Genomic DNA, 15,504 nt, shown 5'->3' with positions numbered 1-15,504 from the left:
CTTTTCTTGGTCCAGTGTCTGGTGCGAACCCGATCAAACCGCAAACGGGTCGTCAGCCACGCCAACAAGTTGCATCAACAACTCACCGCTGCCATCAGCCAACGCAGCGGAATATTCGCCGTCGATCAGATCAACTGCCGACTGGATTGTGCTTTCGGATCCGCGCGCGAACAGCTGCATTGCGGCAGACGCATCTGCAACGTCAGACAGCCCTTTAATGACACCGAAGTAGGTGCCGATGTCTGTCTTTGTGCTCAGATATCCCCGATCGGCGAGTTGCAGGTCAATGTCGGCTTGCGTTGCACCGGCAGGCAGGTCGACTTTGGCACCCTTCAGCACCTCAAGGATGAACGCGCCGCGACCAATGTTGCCATCGTCCAACTGCCCTTGCCAGAACGCCAGTCCGCCAGCATCGGGGGTGCGGCCAAGGACGTTCTCGTAGACCTGAGTGGCGAATTGCAGGTTGCTGATATCCGCAGCATAGGTTTCGCGGGTTTCGTCCTGATCGAGGAACAGATTTGCGATCTCTTCCAGTGAGGTCCCGTTGGCAAAGGCAGAGCCCCAGAAGTTCAAACCAATAGCATCGGGTGCACGGTTAAAGTAGGCCACGTATAGTTCAACGAAGGTGCTGATCTGCGCGGCATCAAGGCCTGCGATGCCCTGAAACTGGCTAAGGTTGATCATGCCGTCGGTAAAGATCGACGCGCCACTGCCAAAGGACAAGGATTCGATGCCGGTCAGCAGGTCGGTGCCCTCGCCCCCGTCCGCGCGGTCCTGAACGGTCACGCTGCCATCAGCCGCGAACTGTAGGGTAAATTGTCCCAACCCGTTAAGAAAGCTTGCGACATCCCCGTCGCCTGCGCCGCCATCAATGGCGTCGTCACCGGTGCCACCGCGCAGCATATCATTGCCGAGACCGCCGAACAGATTGTCCGCATCCGCCCCCCCCAAGAGATTGTCGTCACCTTCAAAGCCGAACAAGACATCGGTGCCGACACCGCCGTCAAAAACATCGGCCAGTTTTGAAAGATAGAACCAATCGCCATGTTCGGACCCTGAAACATCGCCGTCCGGGCTAACGACAAAGCTGGGGTCGGAATTACGCGACCCGAGGATTAGCGTATCAAGCGCCCCGCCAAGGCCCGGCAGGATTGTCGCAAGGGCGTTTATCAATCCCTGAACCTGCGCTGCGGCCTGGCTTTCGGTGGCAGCGGGATCGGAGGTGCCCTGTGATGTGACAAGTGCGCCAATCTCTTGCAGGGACTGTAACGCTTGGGCACTGGCCGTTTCGGCGGCACCGGACGCGGCCGCGATTGCGGCGGCGTCGGCCCCTTCGTTGATCAGCTGGCCCAACACGCTGTCACGGCTGCCGATGAAGGACATAATCGCGTTGCCTGCCGCTTCGCCCAAAAGGTTAAAGAACTCGGCCAAAGTCGATCCGCCAAAACCGCCAACACCGGAGGACCAGACCCCCGATGCCAGATCGACGGCAAAGGTAGGCGAGGCAAAAACGCCGTTTTGGTCATCCCACAACAGTTCGGCAATGCGCGCTTCGGCGTCGGCAAAGGCGCTTTCGATCGCCTCGACGGACCCGCCGTTGGGGTCGATCCCCTCTATCGCGTCGCGCAGCAGGGTGTCGGCAGAATAGGGGGCCATCAGCGCGCGCGCCTCGGCAAGGGGGGCTGTGATCAGGGAAAAATCACCCGCTGCCCATGCTTCGAAGGTGGCGCGGGTTTCGGCATCCAGCCCCGCAGAGAAATTGGGGTTGTTCAAGAGCCCTGCAAACATCGAGCTGTCCAGCGAGGTCAGTGCGTTTTCTGCGGCGTCGATCAAGGCAAGGTATTCGCCAACTGTCCAGTTCAAGATGTCATCGGGTGAAGTGGGGACGGTCAAACCGCCGTATGCGCCGAGAGCACTGAAAGAGCCAAAAGCCTGTGCAAGTGCGTCGGAAAAGTCCTGATCCATGTGTAAAATCCATAAAAGTTCAATCTGAATGCCGAAAAGCTATACGATTTCAAACCTTGCTGTGAAGTGTATTAGGACATAGTGCGGCGGTTTTTGTTCCCCCCGATTGCCGCTTTTGCATACAAGGCCCGCTGCCCTTGACTTTTGCCCTGTCAAAAGGTGTATCTGCGCCAACAAATTCAGCCCTCGAAAGGGACCGACATGCACGCCTATCGCAGCCATACTTGCGCCGATCTGAACATCTCTAACAAGGGCGACGCTGTGCGCCTGTCCGGTTGGGTGCACCGCGTGCGCGACCACGGTGGTATCCTGTTTATCGACCTGCGTGACCATTACGGCATGACGCAGGTGTTGTGTGACCCGGACAGCCCCGTGTTCAAGGACATGGAAAAGGTGCGTTCCGAATGGTGTATCCGCATTGATGGAGAGGTAAAGGCGCGTGACGCTGACCTGATCAACACCAAGATCCCCACGGGCGAGATCGAAGTTTTTGTGCGCGATATCGAGGTATTGGGATCTGCTGCTGAACTGCCGCTGATGGTTTTCGGCGAACAGGAATACCCGGAGGAAACGCGCCTGCGCTACCGCTACCTTGATCTGCGCCGCGAGAAGATGCAGCAGAACATGGTGCTGCGTTCCGATGTGGTTTCCTCGATCCGTAAACGCATGTGGGACAAGGAGTTCAAGGAATTCCAGACCCCGATTATCACCGCGTCCTCCCCCGAAGGCGCGCGCGATTTTCTGGTCCCCTCACGTCAGCATCCGGGCAAATTCTACGCCCTGCCGCAGGCCCCGCAGCAGTTCAAACAGCTGTTGATGGTGTCGGGTTTCGATAAATACTTTCAGATCGCGCCGTGTTTCCGCGACGAAGACCCGCGTGCGGACCGGTCCCCGACCGATTTCTACCAGCTTGACCTAGAGATGTCTTTTGTCACCCAGCAGGACGTCTTCGACACGATCCAGCCTGTTATTGGCGGCATCTTCGAAGAATTCGGCGGCGGCCGTAAGGTCGATGAAACATGGGAGCAGATTTCGTATAAGGACGCGGCCCTGTGGTACGGCACCGACAAACCCGACCTGCGTAACCCGATCAAAATGCAGGTCGTGTCAGAGCATTTCGCAGGCTCCGGTTTTGCAATCTTTGCCAAGCTGTTGGAGCAGGAAGGCACCGAAGTGCGCGCCATTCCGGCACCCACCGGCGGTGGGCGCAAGTTCTGCGACCGGATGAACGTCTTTGCGCAAAAGGAAGGTCTGCCCGGCATGGGGTATATCTTCTGGCGCGAGAAAACAGCCGACGCCGTGGCGCAGGAGCTGGGCATCACCGTGAAAGAAGCACAGGCCAAGCTGAAATCCGGCGAAGTTGAGGGCGGCATGGAAGCGGCGGGACCCTTGGCCAAAAACATCGGACCAGAGCGCACCGAAGCCATTCGCCAGCAGCTGGGTCTGACCGTTGGCGATGCAGCTTTCTTCCTTGGCGGCAAGCCGAAAACCTTTGAAGCGGTTGCCGGTCGTGCGCGCACCGTGATTGGTGACGAATTGGGCCTGACCGATCAGGACCGCTTTGCCTTTGCGTGGATCGTCGATTTCCCGATCTACGAAAAGGACGAAGAAACCGGCAAGATCGATTTTGAACACAACCCTTTCTCGATGCCTCAGGGTGGCATGGAGGCGCTGCAAGGCGATCCGCTTAAGGTGTTGGGTTATCAGTATGATCTGGCCTGTAACGGGTATGAGCTGGTGTCGGGCGCGATCCGGAACCACAAACCGGAAATCATGTTCAAGGCCTTTGAAATTGCGGGTTATGGCAAGGAAGAAGTCGAAAAACGCTTTGGCGGCATGGTCAACGCTTTCCAATACGGCGCGCCCCCTCACGGTGGTTGCGCGGCGGGCATCGACCGGATCGTGATGTTGCTGGCGGATGAACAGAACATCCGCGAAGTAATTCTTTTCCCGATGAACCAACGGGCCGAAGACCTGATGATGAACGCACCCAGCGATCCATCCTCCGATCAGTTGATGGAACTTGGTTTGCGGGTCATTCCGCAGGAGTAAGATCGAGAAACAAGGAAAGGGCAGCATTGGTGTGTGCCCTTTCCGACCGGCCAGCGATTTATGGCCAAATGTCGCAAGACGCCGGATGAATTTGACTGCAATCGCAGGTATAGTGCCTGCGATGACACCCGCATTGCACAGATATCTCCGGTGAACTTTGATCCCTTCCTTGCCGAACATCGTTTCGGATACGGGCCAAGTACCACCGTAGCACCGCCTGAAAACGTGGCAGACATGGTGTCGGAGCTGGGCAGAGCGGATCACGCTCGATCAGCCTTTGAAATTCCGCCGTTCCAAGTGTTGCAAGATGCTTTGGCGTTGAGGATCCGGTTTAACAGCTACGCCCGTAAACATCCCGATACCGCTGAGGGGAAAGAAGCGCTAAAGAAAGCGCGCGGGATTTTGCGCGACATGCGCAAAGAGCACAGCCGCTGGTTTGTGCAGACCCAACTGCGCCGCATCACCGCGACCCATGGGATGCGTGAACGGCTCACCGCATTCTGGGCGAACCATTTCACCGCGCGTGGCGGCGGTGGTTTGTTGCGGTTTGCCAGTCCGCTGTACGTTGATGCCGCGGTGCGGCCGCATGTGACCGGCCGTTTTGCCGAGTTGTTGACGGCGTGCGTGACACATCCCTTGATGCTGGATTATCTTGATCAGAATACCTCTGTCGGGCCGAACAGTCGCGCGGCAAAGCGACGTAACGGTCGGCGGGGATTGAACGAAAACCTAGCCCGCGAGGTGCTGGAGCTGCACACCTTAGGCGTTGATGGTCCGTATGACCAAAACGATGTACGCGAATTGGCCAAACTGTTCACCGGCCTGAGTGCAACGCGCAATTACGGGTTCAAGTTCCGGCCCGCCATGACCGAACCAGGGGCGGAGACGGTGTTGGGCAAAACATATGGCGGCGATGGGGGGCTGACCACGATCCGTACCGTGTTGAACGATCTTGCGCGGCACCCCGCCACGGCCGCCCACATCGCACGTAAACTGGCGGTGCATTTCGTAAGCGACACACCGTCCGGTGATTTGATCGACTATATCGCGGGGGCATATCTGCGCAGTGATGGCGATCTGATGGCCTGTTACGTCTCCCTTTTGGAACACCCGGCGGCGTGGCACCCAAATGCAACAAACATGCGCGCGCCCGATGAGTTTGTCAGCGCAGCCTTGCGCAGTCTAGGGGTGACGGCGCAGCGGTTGCAACAAATGGATTTGGCCATGGTTCGAAAGATCTTTTTTCGTCCGTTGCAATTGATGGGCCAGTCATGGCTGGCCCCCGCCGGTCCTGACGGTTTTGGCGAAGCGGACAGTGTCTGGGCCACCCCGCAGGGAATTTCCGCGCGGCTTGACTGGGCAGTAACAGCACCGGCGCAGTTGATGGCGGACCTGCCAGATCCGCGTGATTTTGTGCAGCCCACATTAGGGGGGCGGGTGCCGGAGGCTGTGCAATTTGCCGCAAACACCGCCGAAACCCGCGAGGTTGCGATCGGGTTGATCCTTGCCTCGCCTGGATTTCAACGCAGATAGGAGCGCCGGATGACAGCCAGACTTTCCAGACGCGATATCCTGACCCGCGCAGGTGTGATCGGGTGTTCACTGGCGGCCAGCCCGCTGTTAACGCCCGTGACCTTTGCAAGAGCCCCTTGGGACACGCGATTGGTGGTAATCATTCTGCGCGGCGGGATGGACGGTTTGGACGTGGTGCGCCCTGTTGGTGATCCGGCTTATGCAGCCCTGCGCCCGAGGTTGGGGCAGGGCAAGTCGGGGTTGGATCTGGACGGCTACTTTGCGCTGCATCCGGCGTTGGCACCCTTGATGCCGCTGTGGCGGGCACAAGAATTGGGGTTCTGTCACGCGGTTTCCACACCCTATCGGGACAAGCGCAGCCATTTTGACGGGCAGGATATGTTGGAGGCGGGGACCGACACTCTGGCGGGCGGTGTGCGCGACGGGTGGTTGAACCGGATGCTGCAACAGGTGCCGGGGATCCGAGCCGACACGGCTTATGCCATTGGAAACAATGATATACGGATGCTTGACGGGGCGGCCCCGGTGGCCGATTGGGCCCCTGATGCGCGGCTGGGTCTAAGCCCGCAAGCGATGCGTCTGGCCGAATTGGTGATGGAGGACGACCCCGCATTGCATGCCGCATTGGCAGAGGCGCAAATGTTATCGGCGGGCAGCGCGACAACACGCGCCAAGGGGCAGCCACATGCAAAAATTGCGGCTTTCGCAGCATCGCGTCTGAAGAACGATGCGCGGGTCGCAGCGTTTTCGCTCGGCGGTTGGGATACACATCGCCGTCAGGACCGTGCTTTGCCCCGCAGCTTGGCGCATTTGTCTGAGACACTTTTGACCCTGCGCTCGGGGTTGGGCGCAAAGGTTTGGGGTAAAACCGCAGTGATCGCGATGACGGAGTTCGGCCGCACGGCGCGCGAAAACGGCACGGGTGGCACGGATCACGGAACAGCCGGCGTGATGGTCTTGGCCGGTGGCGCGGTTCGGGGGGGACAGGTTTATACCGACTGGCCGGGGCTGGCTGAAAATGAGCTTTATCAAGAGCGTGATTTGATGCCGACCGCAGATGTCCGCGCACCGGTGGCATGGATCATGCGGGGACTTCTAGGGCTTGAGCGTAGCGTGTTGGAAGGGGCAGTTTTTCCGGGACTTGACCTTGGCAGGGATTGGAAAGTGTTGAAATAGCGAGAAAATGAACATGGGCTCCCTGCGAATGGGGACTTGGCGCGCGGCGGCGTTCCGCCTAACGTACCGCTATGAATACTGAAACTTCACATTCCCGCCCCCTTGGCGCGCCGGTCGCCAACTGGACAGCTCCGGCCACCCCGACGGGTGAGGGGCTGAGCGGCCGTTATGTCGAGCTTGCGCAACTTTCGGCAGAGGCGCACGCCGCTTTGCTCTATCGCGAATTTGCAGGAAATGATGAGGTTTGGGACTATATGCCGAACGGCCCGTTTTCATCGGCCGCGCAATATCACCGTTGGGTGCGGGATCACGAAGGGTCAAGCGATCCGCTTTTTTATGCCATTCGCAATCTTGAAAGCGGCCATTGGGAAGGCGTTGCAAGCTATTTGCGCATTGCGCCGAAGTCGGGTTCGATCGAAGTGGGTTATATCAGTTATGCCCCCGCCTTGCAGCGCACCCGCGCTGCGACCGAAACGATGTATTTAATGATGAAATGGGCGTTCGAGGCAGGGTATCGTCGCTATGAATGGAAGTGCAATGCGCTGAACGCTCCGTCACGCAGGGCAGCGCAGCGATTGGGCTTCAGCTTTGAAGGGGTGTTTCGTCAGGCGGATGTCGTCAAAGGGCGTAACCGCGATACGGCATGGTTCGCAGTGATTGACAGCGATTGGCCCGCGTTGAAAGAAGCGTTCGAGGCATGGCTGTCACCCGCAAATTTTGATGAAAACGGGCAGCAGCAAGAGCGCCTTGGTGATCTGACCCGTTTGGTGCGGGTCGCGGGCGACCCGACCCTTTAACCTTGATCTAAATTGCAATTCTTTCTGCCAGTCGCGATTGGATCAGGCCGGCAATCTGTGCGGTTTCAGAAGCGGCAGTTTTCCCGTTTGCGCGTTTTTCGGCGAGCGCTTTGGCCGCATTTTCCAGAACCGGATCATCGGCAGAGCGGGCGAGCCCACTTAGGAACTGGGCGACGTAGTCCAGCGTGTGATCACTCAACCCCTCGTCCAGCACATCCGCGATATGGGCCATATCATCCTGATAGGCCAAACGATCCGGTGCGACGGCAGTATCGTCCACGCGACGCGGACCCTTAGGGCGGCGTTCCGGTGGCAGCATCGCAAGTATCTTTTCCTGAAACGCGCCAATCGACAGGATGGGTTTTTCCAAAAAACCGTCCGCACCAGCAGCAAGAGCTGTGTCCTCAAGATGGGGATCACCGGAGATCGCGAGAATGCCATCGACACGTGGCACCGCTTCGTTCAGCTCTTGTATCAGGTCGGCACCATCGCCGTCTGGCAAGCCCAGATCAATCAGTACGACAGAGGGCCGGTAAACCCTGAAATGGCGCCGCGCAGAACGCAGGCAATCCGCCCGCCTGATCCGCGCACCGGAACGTAGACATAAAAGACGCATGGCTTCGCACGCGAAACGGCTGTCTTCGACCACCAGAACCGTCAGCCCCAATAGCGGGCGCGCTGACGTGGGCATCGGAATGTTCGCGGCAAAGGGGTCGGTCGTGTCCATGATAGCCTCCAGTTGATCCACCTTGATGAATATCCAGAGGTGGCTAACAGCGGGTTAACATGACGCATTGCTCTTCATCATTCTTGCCGCCATAAACGCCGCTACCGTGCAAAGTTGAAGGAAGAGAAGATGATCGGACGCCTGAACCATGTTGCCATTGCCGTGCCTGACCTTGAGGCGGCAGCGGATCAATATCGCACTGCACTCGGGGCCAATGTCGGCCCGGCGCAGGATGAGCCGGATCATGGCGTGACCGTCATTTTCATCGAGCTGCCGAATACCAAAATCGAATTGTTGTACCCTTTGGGGGATGACAGCCCGATCAACGGTTTTCTGGAAAAGAACCCGTCAGGCGGTATTCATCACATCTGTTACGAAGTGGATGACATTATCGCCGCGCGTGACCATCTGAAATCAACAGGGGCCCGTGTGCTGGGCACTGGCGAGCCCAAGATCGGTGCGCATGGCAAGCCGGTATTGTTCTTGCATCCCAAAGATTTCAACGGTGCCCTCGTCGAGCTGGAGCAGGTGTAAACCATGGGAATTGTTTCAGGGCTGGTCCTGTTTGCGGTGATCTGGTCGATGGTGTTTCTGATCGCCTTGCCCATCCGCGTGCAGACCCAAGGGGATTTGAACGACATCGTGCCGGGCACCCATGCAGGATCGCCCGAACACCACCATCTGCGCAAGAAAGCGTTCTGGACCACGCTGGTGTCGCTGGTGATTTGGAGCTGTGTCGCGACGGTTATCTTGTCGGGGTGGATTACTGTCGATGATGTAGAGAGCCTGTTTAGGGCAGGCGCTTGGTCAGGCCGTGAAATAGGTGAGTGAAGGTTGCCGCGCCCAGAATCGGGATGATTAGGTTCAAAAGCGGAATAGAAAGCGGCATGGCCATCAAAACACCGGCCAGCCAGATGGTGCCAATGAAGCGGCGGCGCAGCTTCTTTGCTTCTGTGCGGCCAACGTGGCGGATTGCGACCATCGTGAAATATTCGCGACCCAGCAGAAACCCGTTCACGCCCCAAAAGATGAACAATGCCGCGGGCGCAAATAGAACATAAAGCACAATTGCAAGGACGTTCGCGCCGATCAGCACTCCCAGAAAGTTGACCGTGTCGCGCAATGCGTCGGCAAAGGGGACAGGGGTCGAGGGTGGTGCGTCCGGATAATGTTCTGCTTCTACGGCCTCTGCCACCTCGTCCAGAAACATCGAGGTGATGGCAGAAGCGACGGGCACCATCAGAAAAACGGACAGGAACATCAGCAGGAATGCAGCGCCCCACGATAGCAAATCGCTGACCCAGCGGACTTCGCCCAGGATCGGCAGCCAGACCTCTTCGGGGGTCAGCCAGTTGATGAACCCGGTGAAAGCGGCAGTAAACCCGACAAGCAAAGCCAGCGCCAGCGCAATGCCAATAAAGAACACCCGGCGAAAGCGCGGATCGGACAATTGGCCAAGGGCTAGAAGGAAAGCGCGAAAGATCACTTGGGCATCCATGTCGTTATTTGGTCGATGTCGGGGCGCGGGCGGTCCGGTGGGACCGAGGTTTCGGTGCCGATGTGGATCAGGCCGGCGATGCGTTCATGATCGGCGAGGTCGAAGGCTTCGCTCATGAAGCCGCGATCATGCGAGGGCCAGCCGCTGAGCCAGTTCGCCCCCCAACCGGCAGCAAGGGCCGCATTCACCAGCGCAAGGCAAACTGCGCCGGCGGAATAGGTTTGTTCAAGCGCGGGGACTTTCGCGGATGGTTTTTGGACTTCGATCACAACCACGGCAAGGTTGCCCTGATCAAATTGGCCGCGCCCTTTTGCAACCTGTTCAGGCTCAAGCCCAAGCGCCGTGCCGCGCGATTCTGCAATGTCGGCCAGCCGGGACATCGCGGGTTTTTCGATGACGATGAAACGCCAGGGTTCCAGTTTGCCGTGATCCGGTGTGCGGGCGGCGGCGATGAGCAGCGGCTGCAAAGCATCGCGATCTGGCACCGGCAAGGTGAGCGTTTTTGCCGGACGCGAGCGGCGGGTTTGCAGGAAATTCAGCGCTTCGGAGTTCAATTCGGGCATAGATTAGAGGTCCAACTGTTGTGCCATGTCGTCAATCGACTGGCGTAGGAAAAGGTCAAAAGCTGGCGACGGCTGGCGATTGTTCATGGCGATGGCCAAAGGGTCGGGTGCGTCAATGCTGCTGCCTGACAAGGCGGCGATTGAGGCGTGGCCGCAGAACGGCACATAAACTTCGGAATATCCGCCTTCATGGACAAGCACCAGCTTGCCATCGCACAAGCGTGCGGCGGTTTCCTTGATTTTGCGGGTCATCGCGCCAAAGGTTTCGACGGTGGCCTGCATCCGCGAAAGCGGGTCGATAATTGCGGCGTCATAGCCACAGGCGACGATGATCATATCGGGTTTAAACGTCTCCAGCGCGGGGATTACGACGCGGTCCAAGGCGTGTAGATACGCGGTGTGACCTGAACCGGCATGCATCGGCAGGTTGATGTTGTAGCCCTCGCCGGAGCCCGTGCCACGGTCCGTTATCGCACCTGTGGTCAGGGGATAGTTCCCCTCTTGATGCAAGGAGATCGTCAGCACGTCGTCGCGCGCATAAAAGATGTTTTCGGTGCCATTGCCGTGGTGGACATCCCAGTCAAGGACAGCCACGCGCCCCAGCAACCCCTTGGCCTTCGCCGCTTCGATCGCGATGGCGATATTGGCCAGCAGGCAGAATCCCATCGGTTTTTCGGGTTCACAGTGGTGGCCCGGCGGACGGCTGAGGGCATAAGCGTTTTCCAAGGTACCGCTTGCCACCGCATCTACGGCCGCAACGGTCAAACCCGCAGAAAGGGTTGCGATTTCATAACCACCGCGGGCGAAAGGCACATTCGGCCCCATCTCGCCGCCGCCGGCGTCAGATGCGGCTTTGAAGGCGTCGAGGTAAGACGCGGGGTGCACGCGTTCCAGCATGTCGCGAGTGGCGTTGGGAGCGGATTGCGCGGCCAGCTCTGCCGTCAGTCCGGTCACATCCATCAGGTTTTTCAAACGGCGCTTAGTTTCGGGGTTTTCGGGAATACCGCCCGCGGCAAGCGGTTGCACCAGCCCGCCAAAAGGGACCGTGAAGGCATAATTGCCGCCGGCATGCCAGAAACAGCTTTCATCCCAGAAAAAACCAGTAGCCATTGTGATGCTCCTCTTCTACCGGCGTGAACCTGTCTTAGGTGGGCGGGATTGTCCATGGGGCCGAATGGTTTGCATGCCGCGTCTAAGCCTGCGCCGCTTCTGCAAGAAGTGCGGGGATGTCCAAGGGTCTGTTGACCATTTCCAAACCTCCCGCTGCGTCGCGGGGCCAGTCCGCTTGCGCGCGGTCGCGGTACAGTTCGACCCCGTTGCCGTCAGGATCCCGCAGATAGACGGCTTCGCTTACCCCGTGATCTGCCGCTCCGTCCAGCGCCATGCCGGCGTCAAGCACACGCTGGATCACCGCCCCCAAGGACGCGCGATCAGGATAGAGGAAAGCCGCGTGATAAAGACCGGTATGCCCCGCGGGTGGCGGGGTGGCGCCGGCGCTGTCCCATGTGTTCAGGCCAATGTGGTGGTGATAGCCACCCGCGCCCAGAAAGGCCGCGCCATTGCCCATGCGCTGGTTCAGCGCAAAACCCAATATATCGCGGTAAAAGGCGATGGAACGGTCAATATCAGAAACGCGCAAATGGACGTGTCCGACGGAAGGGTGGGAATGTGTCATGGGCACCGCTTTCATTGTGTTGCCCAAGATTTGTATGTCTTGCAGAGGTGTTTCAACCTGCCGCTGCGCATATGATCTGTGCGCAGGATGTAAAACGCAAACCCGCCCCTCCCTGCAGGGGCAGGTTTAAGTGCTGCCTTGCCGGTTACCCGACCATCCCGACAATATCGTAAGTTTTCTTGAGGATCGGGGCGGTGATCTCGCGTGCCTGCTCCGAACCGCGCTTGAGGATGCGGTCGATTTCGTCGGGTTCAGCCATCAGGCGGGCCATTTCGGTTGAGATCGGAGCCAGTTTGGCCACGGCAAGTTCGGCAAGCGCCGGTTTGAACGTGCCGAACTGCTGGCCGCCCACGTCGCGCAAAACCTCCTCGATCGTTTGCTCGTTCAGGGCCGCATAGATGTTCACCAGATTGCGTGCATCGGGACGTCCCTCCAGCCCTTCGACTTCGGACGGCAGGGCATCTGGATCGGTCTTGGCCTTGCGGATCTTTTTGGCAATCGCATCGGCATCATCGGTCATGTTGATGCGGCTGGCGTCGGATGGATCGGATTTCGACATCTTTTTGGAGCCATCGCGCAGCGACATCACGCGGGTTGCCGCCCCCTCGATCACCGGTTCGGTGATGGGAAAGAAATCGACGCCGTAGTCGTGGTTGAATTTGGCCGCAATGTCGCGGGTCAGCTCAAGATGCTGTTTCTGGTCGTCGCCAACCGGCACATGTGTCGCATGATAGATCAGGATGTCCGCCGCCATTAGCGCAGGATAGGCAAACAGCCCCAAAGACGCGGCTTCGGCGTTTTTGCCTGCCTTGTCTTTCCACTGGGTCATTCGACCCATCCAACCCATGCGTGCCACGCAGTTGAAGATCCATGCCAGTTGCGCGTGTTCGGGCACTTGTGACTGATTGATCAGGATTGATTTCTCAGGCGAAACGCCGGAAGCGATAAACCCTGCGGCCAGTTCGCGGGTGTTATGGGCCAAAGTTTTGGGATCAAGGAATTTGGCGGTGATCGCGTGCATATCGACCATGCAATACACGGTCTCGTAATCCTCGTCCTGCATCGACACAAAGCGTTTGATTGCGCCCAGATAATTGCCCAGCGTCAGACCGCCGGACGGCTGGATGCCAGAGAAAACGCGGGGGGTAAATTTGGTATCGGGCATATGCGGACCTCGAAGGGGTGGATTAACGGATGCCTGCGGCGTACCCCTAGCACATCATCGCGTCAAGGAGCGGCCATGCAAGACCCCGAATTTGAACCACCGGTAAATCCATTGCCCCCCATCGTCACGCTGACCTTTCTCGCGATTGCCGGTGTCGAGGCGGGGCTGTCGCTGGGCGAGGCCGGAATGATCGGCGGACCCGGTGCTGTCGGTTGGCGGCTGGGACTGATCCGCGATTTTGGATTTTCTGGGCAGATCTTTGACTGGATGATGGCCAACGGACAATGGCCCCTCGCCGAGGTGATGCGGGCCTTTACCTATCCGTTCATCCATTTGGGGTTCACCCATGCGTTGTTTGCAGTGGTGTTGTTGCTTGCACTGGGCAAGCTGGTGGCCGAAGCGATGGGGCCTGTCACCTTTGCGGTGATCTTTGTGCTGGCAGGGGCTGGCGGGGCGGGGTTTTACGCGCTTTTGCTGGATGACCCGTCGTGGCTTGTCGGGGCATATCCCAGTGTTTACGGGCTGATCGGCGGATATTCCTTTGTCATGTGGCGGCAGTTGACGGGCACGGGCGCGCAGCAGTACCGCGCCTTTACGCTGATCGCCTTCCTGATGGGCATTCAACTGGTTTGGGGGGTGTTCTTTGAGGTGGGCACACAATGGGTGGCCGAATTGATCGGTTTTTTCCTTGGCTTTGGCCTGTGTTTTGTCATGGCACCGGGGGAATGGGCGCGGATCGTTGATGCCATGCGGCGGCGTTAACCGCGCCGCACGGCGGCCTTGAACTCCGCCAGCCGGAAGGCCCCGAACAACTGGCCCACACCAAAATAGCTGATCGCGCCGATGCCAATCAGCAAAACCAGCCCCAGACCGCGCCACCACGGCGTGTTCAATACGCTTTCCAGCAACATGTTGCCCAACACCAGCGCCACGCCCATCACCAGAGAGGCCGCGATGATCCGCCAGATGCGTTTGCGGAACCGGTCGTCAAACCGTGCGGCATCGCCGAATTTGCGGGACCCGAGAAACAGGCAAAGCACCATCGCCCAGCCGGCAAAAGTGGTGGCGATGGCAGGGGCGATCCAACCGATGAAGGGGGCCAGACCGACAGCCAACGCGATGTTCACCACCATTGACACCAGCGCGAAATGGAAGGGGCGGCGGGTGTCTTCGCGGGCGAAATAGATCGGTTGCAGGACTTTTTGCAGCACAAAGGCGGGCAGACCCAACCCGTAAACCGCCACGGCGGCAGCGATGGCGGCGGTGTCATCCACGTTCGAGGCCCCGCGTTCAAACAGCACCGAGACCAGCGTTTGCGGCACCACCATCAACGCGATGGCCGACGGGATGGTCAGCGCCAGCGCAATCTCCCCTGCGCGGCTCAGGGCAATGCGCGCGCCAGCGTCATCACCGGCGCGCAACCGGCGCGACAGATCAGGCAGCAACACAATGCCCACAGCAATGCCGACCACACCCAAGGGCAGTTGATACAGCCGGTCAGCCGCGAACAGCCACGACACGGCCTTATCGTATTGGCTGGCGACAACCTGTCCGACCACCAGATTGATCTGCATGACACCAGAGGCAAGCGCAGCGGGCAGGGCGATCACCACCATCGCTTTCATATCCGGCGTCCAGCGTGGGCGGGACGGGCGCAGGGCAAACCCCGCCTGTGCCGCGGCGCGCCATGTCAACGCCAGCTGTGCCACGCCTGCGACCGGAATGGCCCAGATCAACCATGTGATGATCGGCCCGCCGGTCACCGCCCCGACAACCATCGCCCCGACCAGCAGGATGTTCAGCAGCACAGGGGCCGCAGCCGCAACAGCAAAGCGGCCCGTGGCGTTGAGGATGCCGGAAAACAGCGCGGCCAAGGACATGCACAGAATGTAGGGAAAGACGACGCGGCCATAGCCGACGGTCATGTCGAACCGTTCATCGCCTGCGAAGCCTTCGGCGGTCAGCCAGACAAAGGCCGGCATGAAGACCATACCAAGACCCACAAGGATCAGAACGGCGAAACCGAGGCCGTTAAACGCCTCTTGCGCGAATTTTTGCGCGCCTTCATCCCCTTCCAGTTTCTTGGAAAACATCGGCACAAAGGCCGCGTTAAACGCACCCTCGGCAAAGAACCGGCGGAACATATTGGGTAAACGGAACGCGGCGACAAAAGCATCCATCACCGGGCCGGGACCGATCAGCGCAATCAGCAGTGCTTCGCGCACAAAGCCCAACACACGGCTGAACAGCGTCCAGAAGCCCACGGTAAAAAAGCCGGACATAAGACGGATGGGTTTCATCGGGTGCTTTCAGCCATGAAGGGTCGGGCAGGCTTAGCCTGCGCTGGTGATTT

At 59.0% G+C, this 15,504-nt stretch carries 15 protein-coding genes; 7 read left to right on the top strand and 8 right to left on the bottom strand.

All coding sequences use genetic code 11. The features are described 5' to 3' along the window. Positions 1–33: 33 nt before the first annotated feature. A complete protein-coding gene (locus tag Z947_RS21605) occupies positions 34–1,965 on the bottom strand; it encodes a DUF4214 domain-containing protein (RefSeq protein ID WP_025046026.1) in 1,932 nt (643 codons plus the stop codon). A gap of 201 nt (positions 1,966–2,166) precedes the next feature. On the opposite strand from Z947_RS21605, the gene aspS reads away from it, so the two are divergent. The 4 genes from aspS to Z947_RS0119815 all read left to right on the top strand — a co-directional run bounded on the left by aspS (position 2,167) and on the right by Z947_RS0119815 (position 7,523). Further along, on the top strand, positions 2,167–4,017 hold the full coding sequence (gene aspS, locus Z947_RS0119830) for an aspartate--tRNA ligase (protein WP_025046025.1): 1,851 nt from the start codon (positions 2,167–2,169) through the stop codon (positions 4,015–4,017). A gap of 33 nt (positions 4,018–4,050) precedes the next feature. Further along, positions 4,051–5,550 (top strand): DUF1800 domain-containing protein, encoded by a 1,500-nt coding sequence (locus Z947_RS0119825; RefSeq protein ID WP_240477549.1) that lies wholly within the window; start codon positions 4,051–4,053, stop codon positions 5,548–5,550. Between the two features lie 9 nt (positions 5,551–5,559). Then, on the top strand, positions 5,560–6,726 hold the full coding sequence (locus tag Z947_RS0119820) for a DUF1501 domain-containing protein (RefSeq protein ID WP_025046023.1): 1,167 nt from the start codon (positions 5,560–5,562) through the stop codon (positions 6,724–6,726). Positions 6,727–6,797: 71 nt separating this feature from the next. Further along, positions 6,798–7,523 carry a GNAT family N-acetyltransferase gene (locus Z947_RS0119815; RefSeq protein WP_025046022.1) on the top strand — a complete coding sequence of 242 codons (726 nt, stop codon included), beginning with the start codon at positions 6,798–6,800 and terminating at the stop codon, positions 7,521–7,523. 7 nt (positions 7,524–7,530) lie between these two features. Here Z947_RS0119815 and Z947_RS0119810 read toward each other — a convergent pair whose 3' ends face one another. Then, positions 7,531–8,250, bottom strand: a complete 720-nt coding sequence (locus Z947_RS0119810; RefSeq protein ID WP_025046021.1) for a response regulator — start codon at positions 8,248–8,250, stop codon at positions 7,531–7,533. Positions 8,251–8,379: 129 nt separating this feature from the next. On the opposite strand from Z947_RS0119810, the gene mce reads away from it, so the two are divergent. Continuing rightward, entirely contained in the window at positions 8,380–8,784 is a 405-nt protein-coding gene (gene mce / locus Z947_RS0119805; protein ID WP_025046020.1) for a methylmalonyl-CoA epimerase, read from the top strand. A 3-nt stretch (positions 8,785–8,787) separates the two neighbouring features. Next, on the top strand, positions 8,788–9,081 hold the full coding sequence (locus Z947_RS0119800) for a DUF1467 family protein (RefSeq protein ID WP_025046019.1): 294 nt from the start codon (positions 8,788–8,790) through the stop codon (positions 9,079–9,081). Here the strand turns inward: Z947_RS0119800 and Z947_RS0119795 are convergent. The 5 genes from Z947_RS0119795 to trpS all read right to left on the bottom strand — a co-directional run bounded on the left by Z947_RS0119795 (position 9,041) and on the right by trpS (position 13,151). After that, a complete protein-coding gene (locus Z947_RS0119795) occupies positions 9,041–9,736 on the bottom strand; it encodes an EI24 domain-containing protein (protein WP_025046018.1) in 696 nt (231 codons plus the stop codon). The genes Z947_RS0119800 and Z947_RS0119795 overlap by 41 nt on opposite strands. Further along, on the bottom strand, positions 9,733–10,311 hold the full coding sequence (locus Z947_RS0119790) for a nitroreductase family protein (protein WP_025046017.1): 579 nt from the start codon (positions 10,309–10,311) through the stop codon (positions 9,733–9,735). The genes Z947_RS0119795 and Z947_RS0119790 overlap by 4 nt, the downstream gene beginning before the upstream one ends. 3 nt (positions 10,312–10,314) lie before the next feature. Further along, positions 10,315–11,421 carry a class II histone deacetylase gene (locus tag Z947_RS0119785; protein WP_025046016.1) on the bottom strand — a complete coding sequence of 369 codons (1,107 nt, stop codon included), beginning with the start codon at positions 11,419–11,421 and terminating at the stop codon, positions 10,315–10,317. 82 nt (positions 11,422–11,503) lie between these two features. Beyond that, entirely contained in the window at positions 11,504–11,986 is a 483-nt protein-coding gene (locus tag Z947_RS0119780) for a VOC family protein (protein ID WP_025046015.1), read from the bottom strand. Between the two features lie 145 nt (positions 11,987–12,131). Next, the gene (trpS, locus tag Z947_RS0119775) at positions 12,132–13,151 is read right to left on the bottom strand and encodes a tryptophan--tRNA ligase (RefSeq protein WP_025046014.1); all 1,020 of its coding nucleotides are present in this window, start codon (positions 13,149–13,151) and stop codon (positions 12,132–12,134) included. A 75-nt stretch (positions 13,152–13,226) separates the two neighbouring features. Here trpS and Z947_RS0119770 point away from each other — a divergent pair, with 75 nt between their 5' ends. Beyond that, on the top strand, positions 13,227–13,913 hold the full coding sequence (locus tag Z947_RS0119770) for a rhomboid family intramembrane serine protease (protein WP_025046013.1): 687 nt from the start codon (positions 13,227–13,229) through the stop codon (positions 13,911–13,913). On the opposite strand, the gene murJ is transcribed toward Z947_RS0119770, so the two are convergent. Continuing rightward, positions 13,910–15,451, bottom strand: coding sequence for a murein biosynthesis integral membrane protein MurJ (gene murJ, locus Z947_RS0119765; RefSeq protein WP_025046012.1), 1,542 nt, complete (start codon positions 15,449–15,451; stop codon positions 13,910–13,912). The two genes, Z947_RS0119770 and murJ, sit on opposite strands and share 4 nt — an antisense overlap. Positions 15,452–15,504: the final 53 nt, after the last annotated feature.

This window comes from Sulfitobacter geojensis (genome assembly GCF_000622325.1).
Taxonomy (GTDB): domain Bacteria; phylum Pseudomonadota; class Alphaproteobacteria; order Rhodobacterales; family Rhodobacteraceae; genus Sulfitobacter; species Sulfitobacter geojensis.
This window is presented reverse-complemented; position numbering and strand designations above follow the sequence as displayed.

What these genes read in the sequence shown, in the direction of transcription:
- Z947_RS21605 (WP_025046026.1), bottom strand. Translation starts at nt 1,965, where the DNA reads ATGGATCAGGACTTTTCCGACGCACTTGCACAGGCTTTTGGCTCTTTC.
- Z947_RS0119780 (WP_025046015.1), bottom strand. Translation starts at nt 11,986, where the DNA reads ATGACACATTCCCACCCTTCCGTCGGACACGTCCATTTGCGCGTTTCT.
- aspS (WP_025046025.1), top strand. Translation starts at nt 2,167, where the DNA reads ATGCACGCCTATCGCAGCCATACTTGCGCCGATCTGAACATCTCTAAC.
- trpS (WP_025046014.1), bottom strand. Translation starts at nt 13,151, where the DNA reads ATGCCCGATACCAAATTTACCCCCCGCGTTTTCTCTGGCATCCAGCCG.
- Z947_RS0119770 (WP_025046013.1), top strand. Translation starts at nt 13,227, where the DNA reads ATGCAAGACCCCGAATTTGAACCACCGGTAAATCCATTGCCCCCCATC.
- mce (WP_025046020.1), top strand. Translation starts at nt 8,380, where the DNA reads ATGATCGGACGCCTGAACCATGTTGCCATTGCCGTGCCTGACCTTGAG.
- Z947_RS0119810 (WP_025046021.1), bottom strand. Translation starts at nt 8,250, where the DNA reads ATGGACACGACCGACCCCTTTGCCGCGAACATTCCGATGCCCACGTCA.
- Z947_RS0119815 (WP_025046022.1), top strand. Translation starts at nt 6,798, where the DNA reads ATGAATACTGAAACTTCACATTCCCGCCCCCTTGGCGCGCCGGTCGCC.
- murJ (WP_025046012.1), bottom strand. Translation starts at nt 15,451, where the DNA reads ATGAAACCCATCCGTCTTATGTCCGGCTTTTTTACCGTGGGCTTCTGG.
- Z947_RS0119800 (WP_025046019.1), top strand. Translation starts at nt 8,788, where the DNA reads ATGGGAATTGTTTCAGGGCTGGTCCTGTTTGCGGTGATCTGGTCGATG.
- Z947_RS0119785 (WP_025046016.1), bottom strand. Translation starts at nt 11,421, where the DNA reads ATGGCTACTGGTTTTTTCTGGGATGAAAGCTGTTTCTGGCATGCCGGC.
- Z947_RS0119790 (WP_025046017.1), bottom strand. Translation starts at nt 10,311, where the DNA reads ATGCCCGAATTGAACTCCGAAGCGCTGAATTTCCTGCAAACCCGCCGC.
- Z947_RS0119820 (WP_025046023.1), top strand. Translation starts at nt 5,560, where the DNA reads ATGACAGCCAGACTTTCCAGACGCGATATCCTGACCCGCGCAGGTGTG.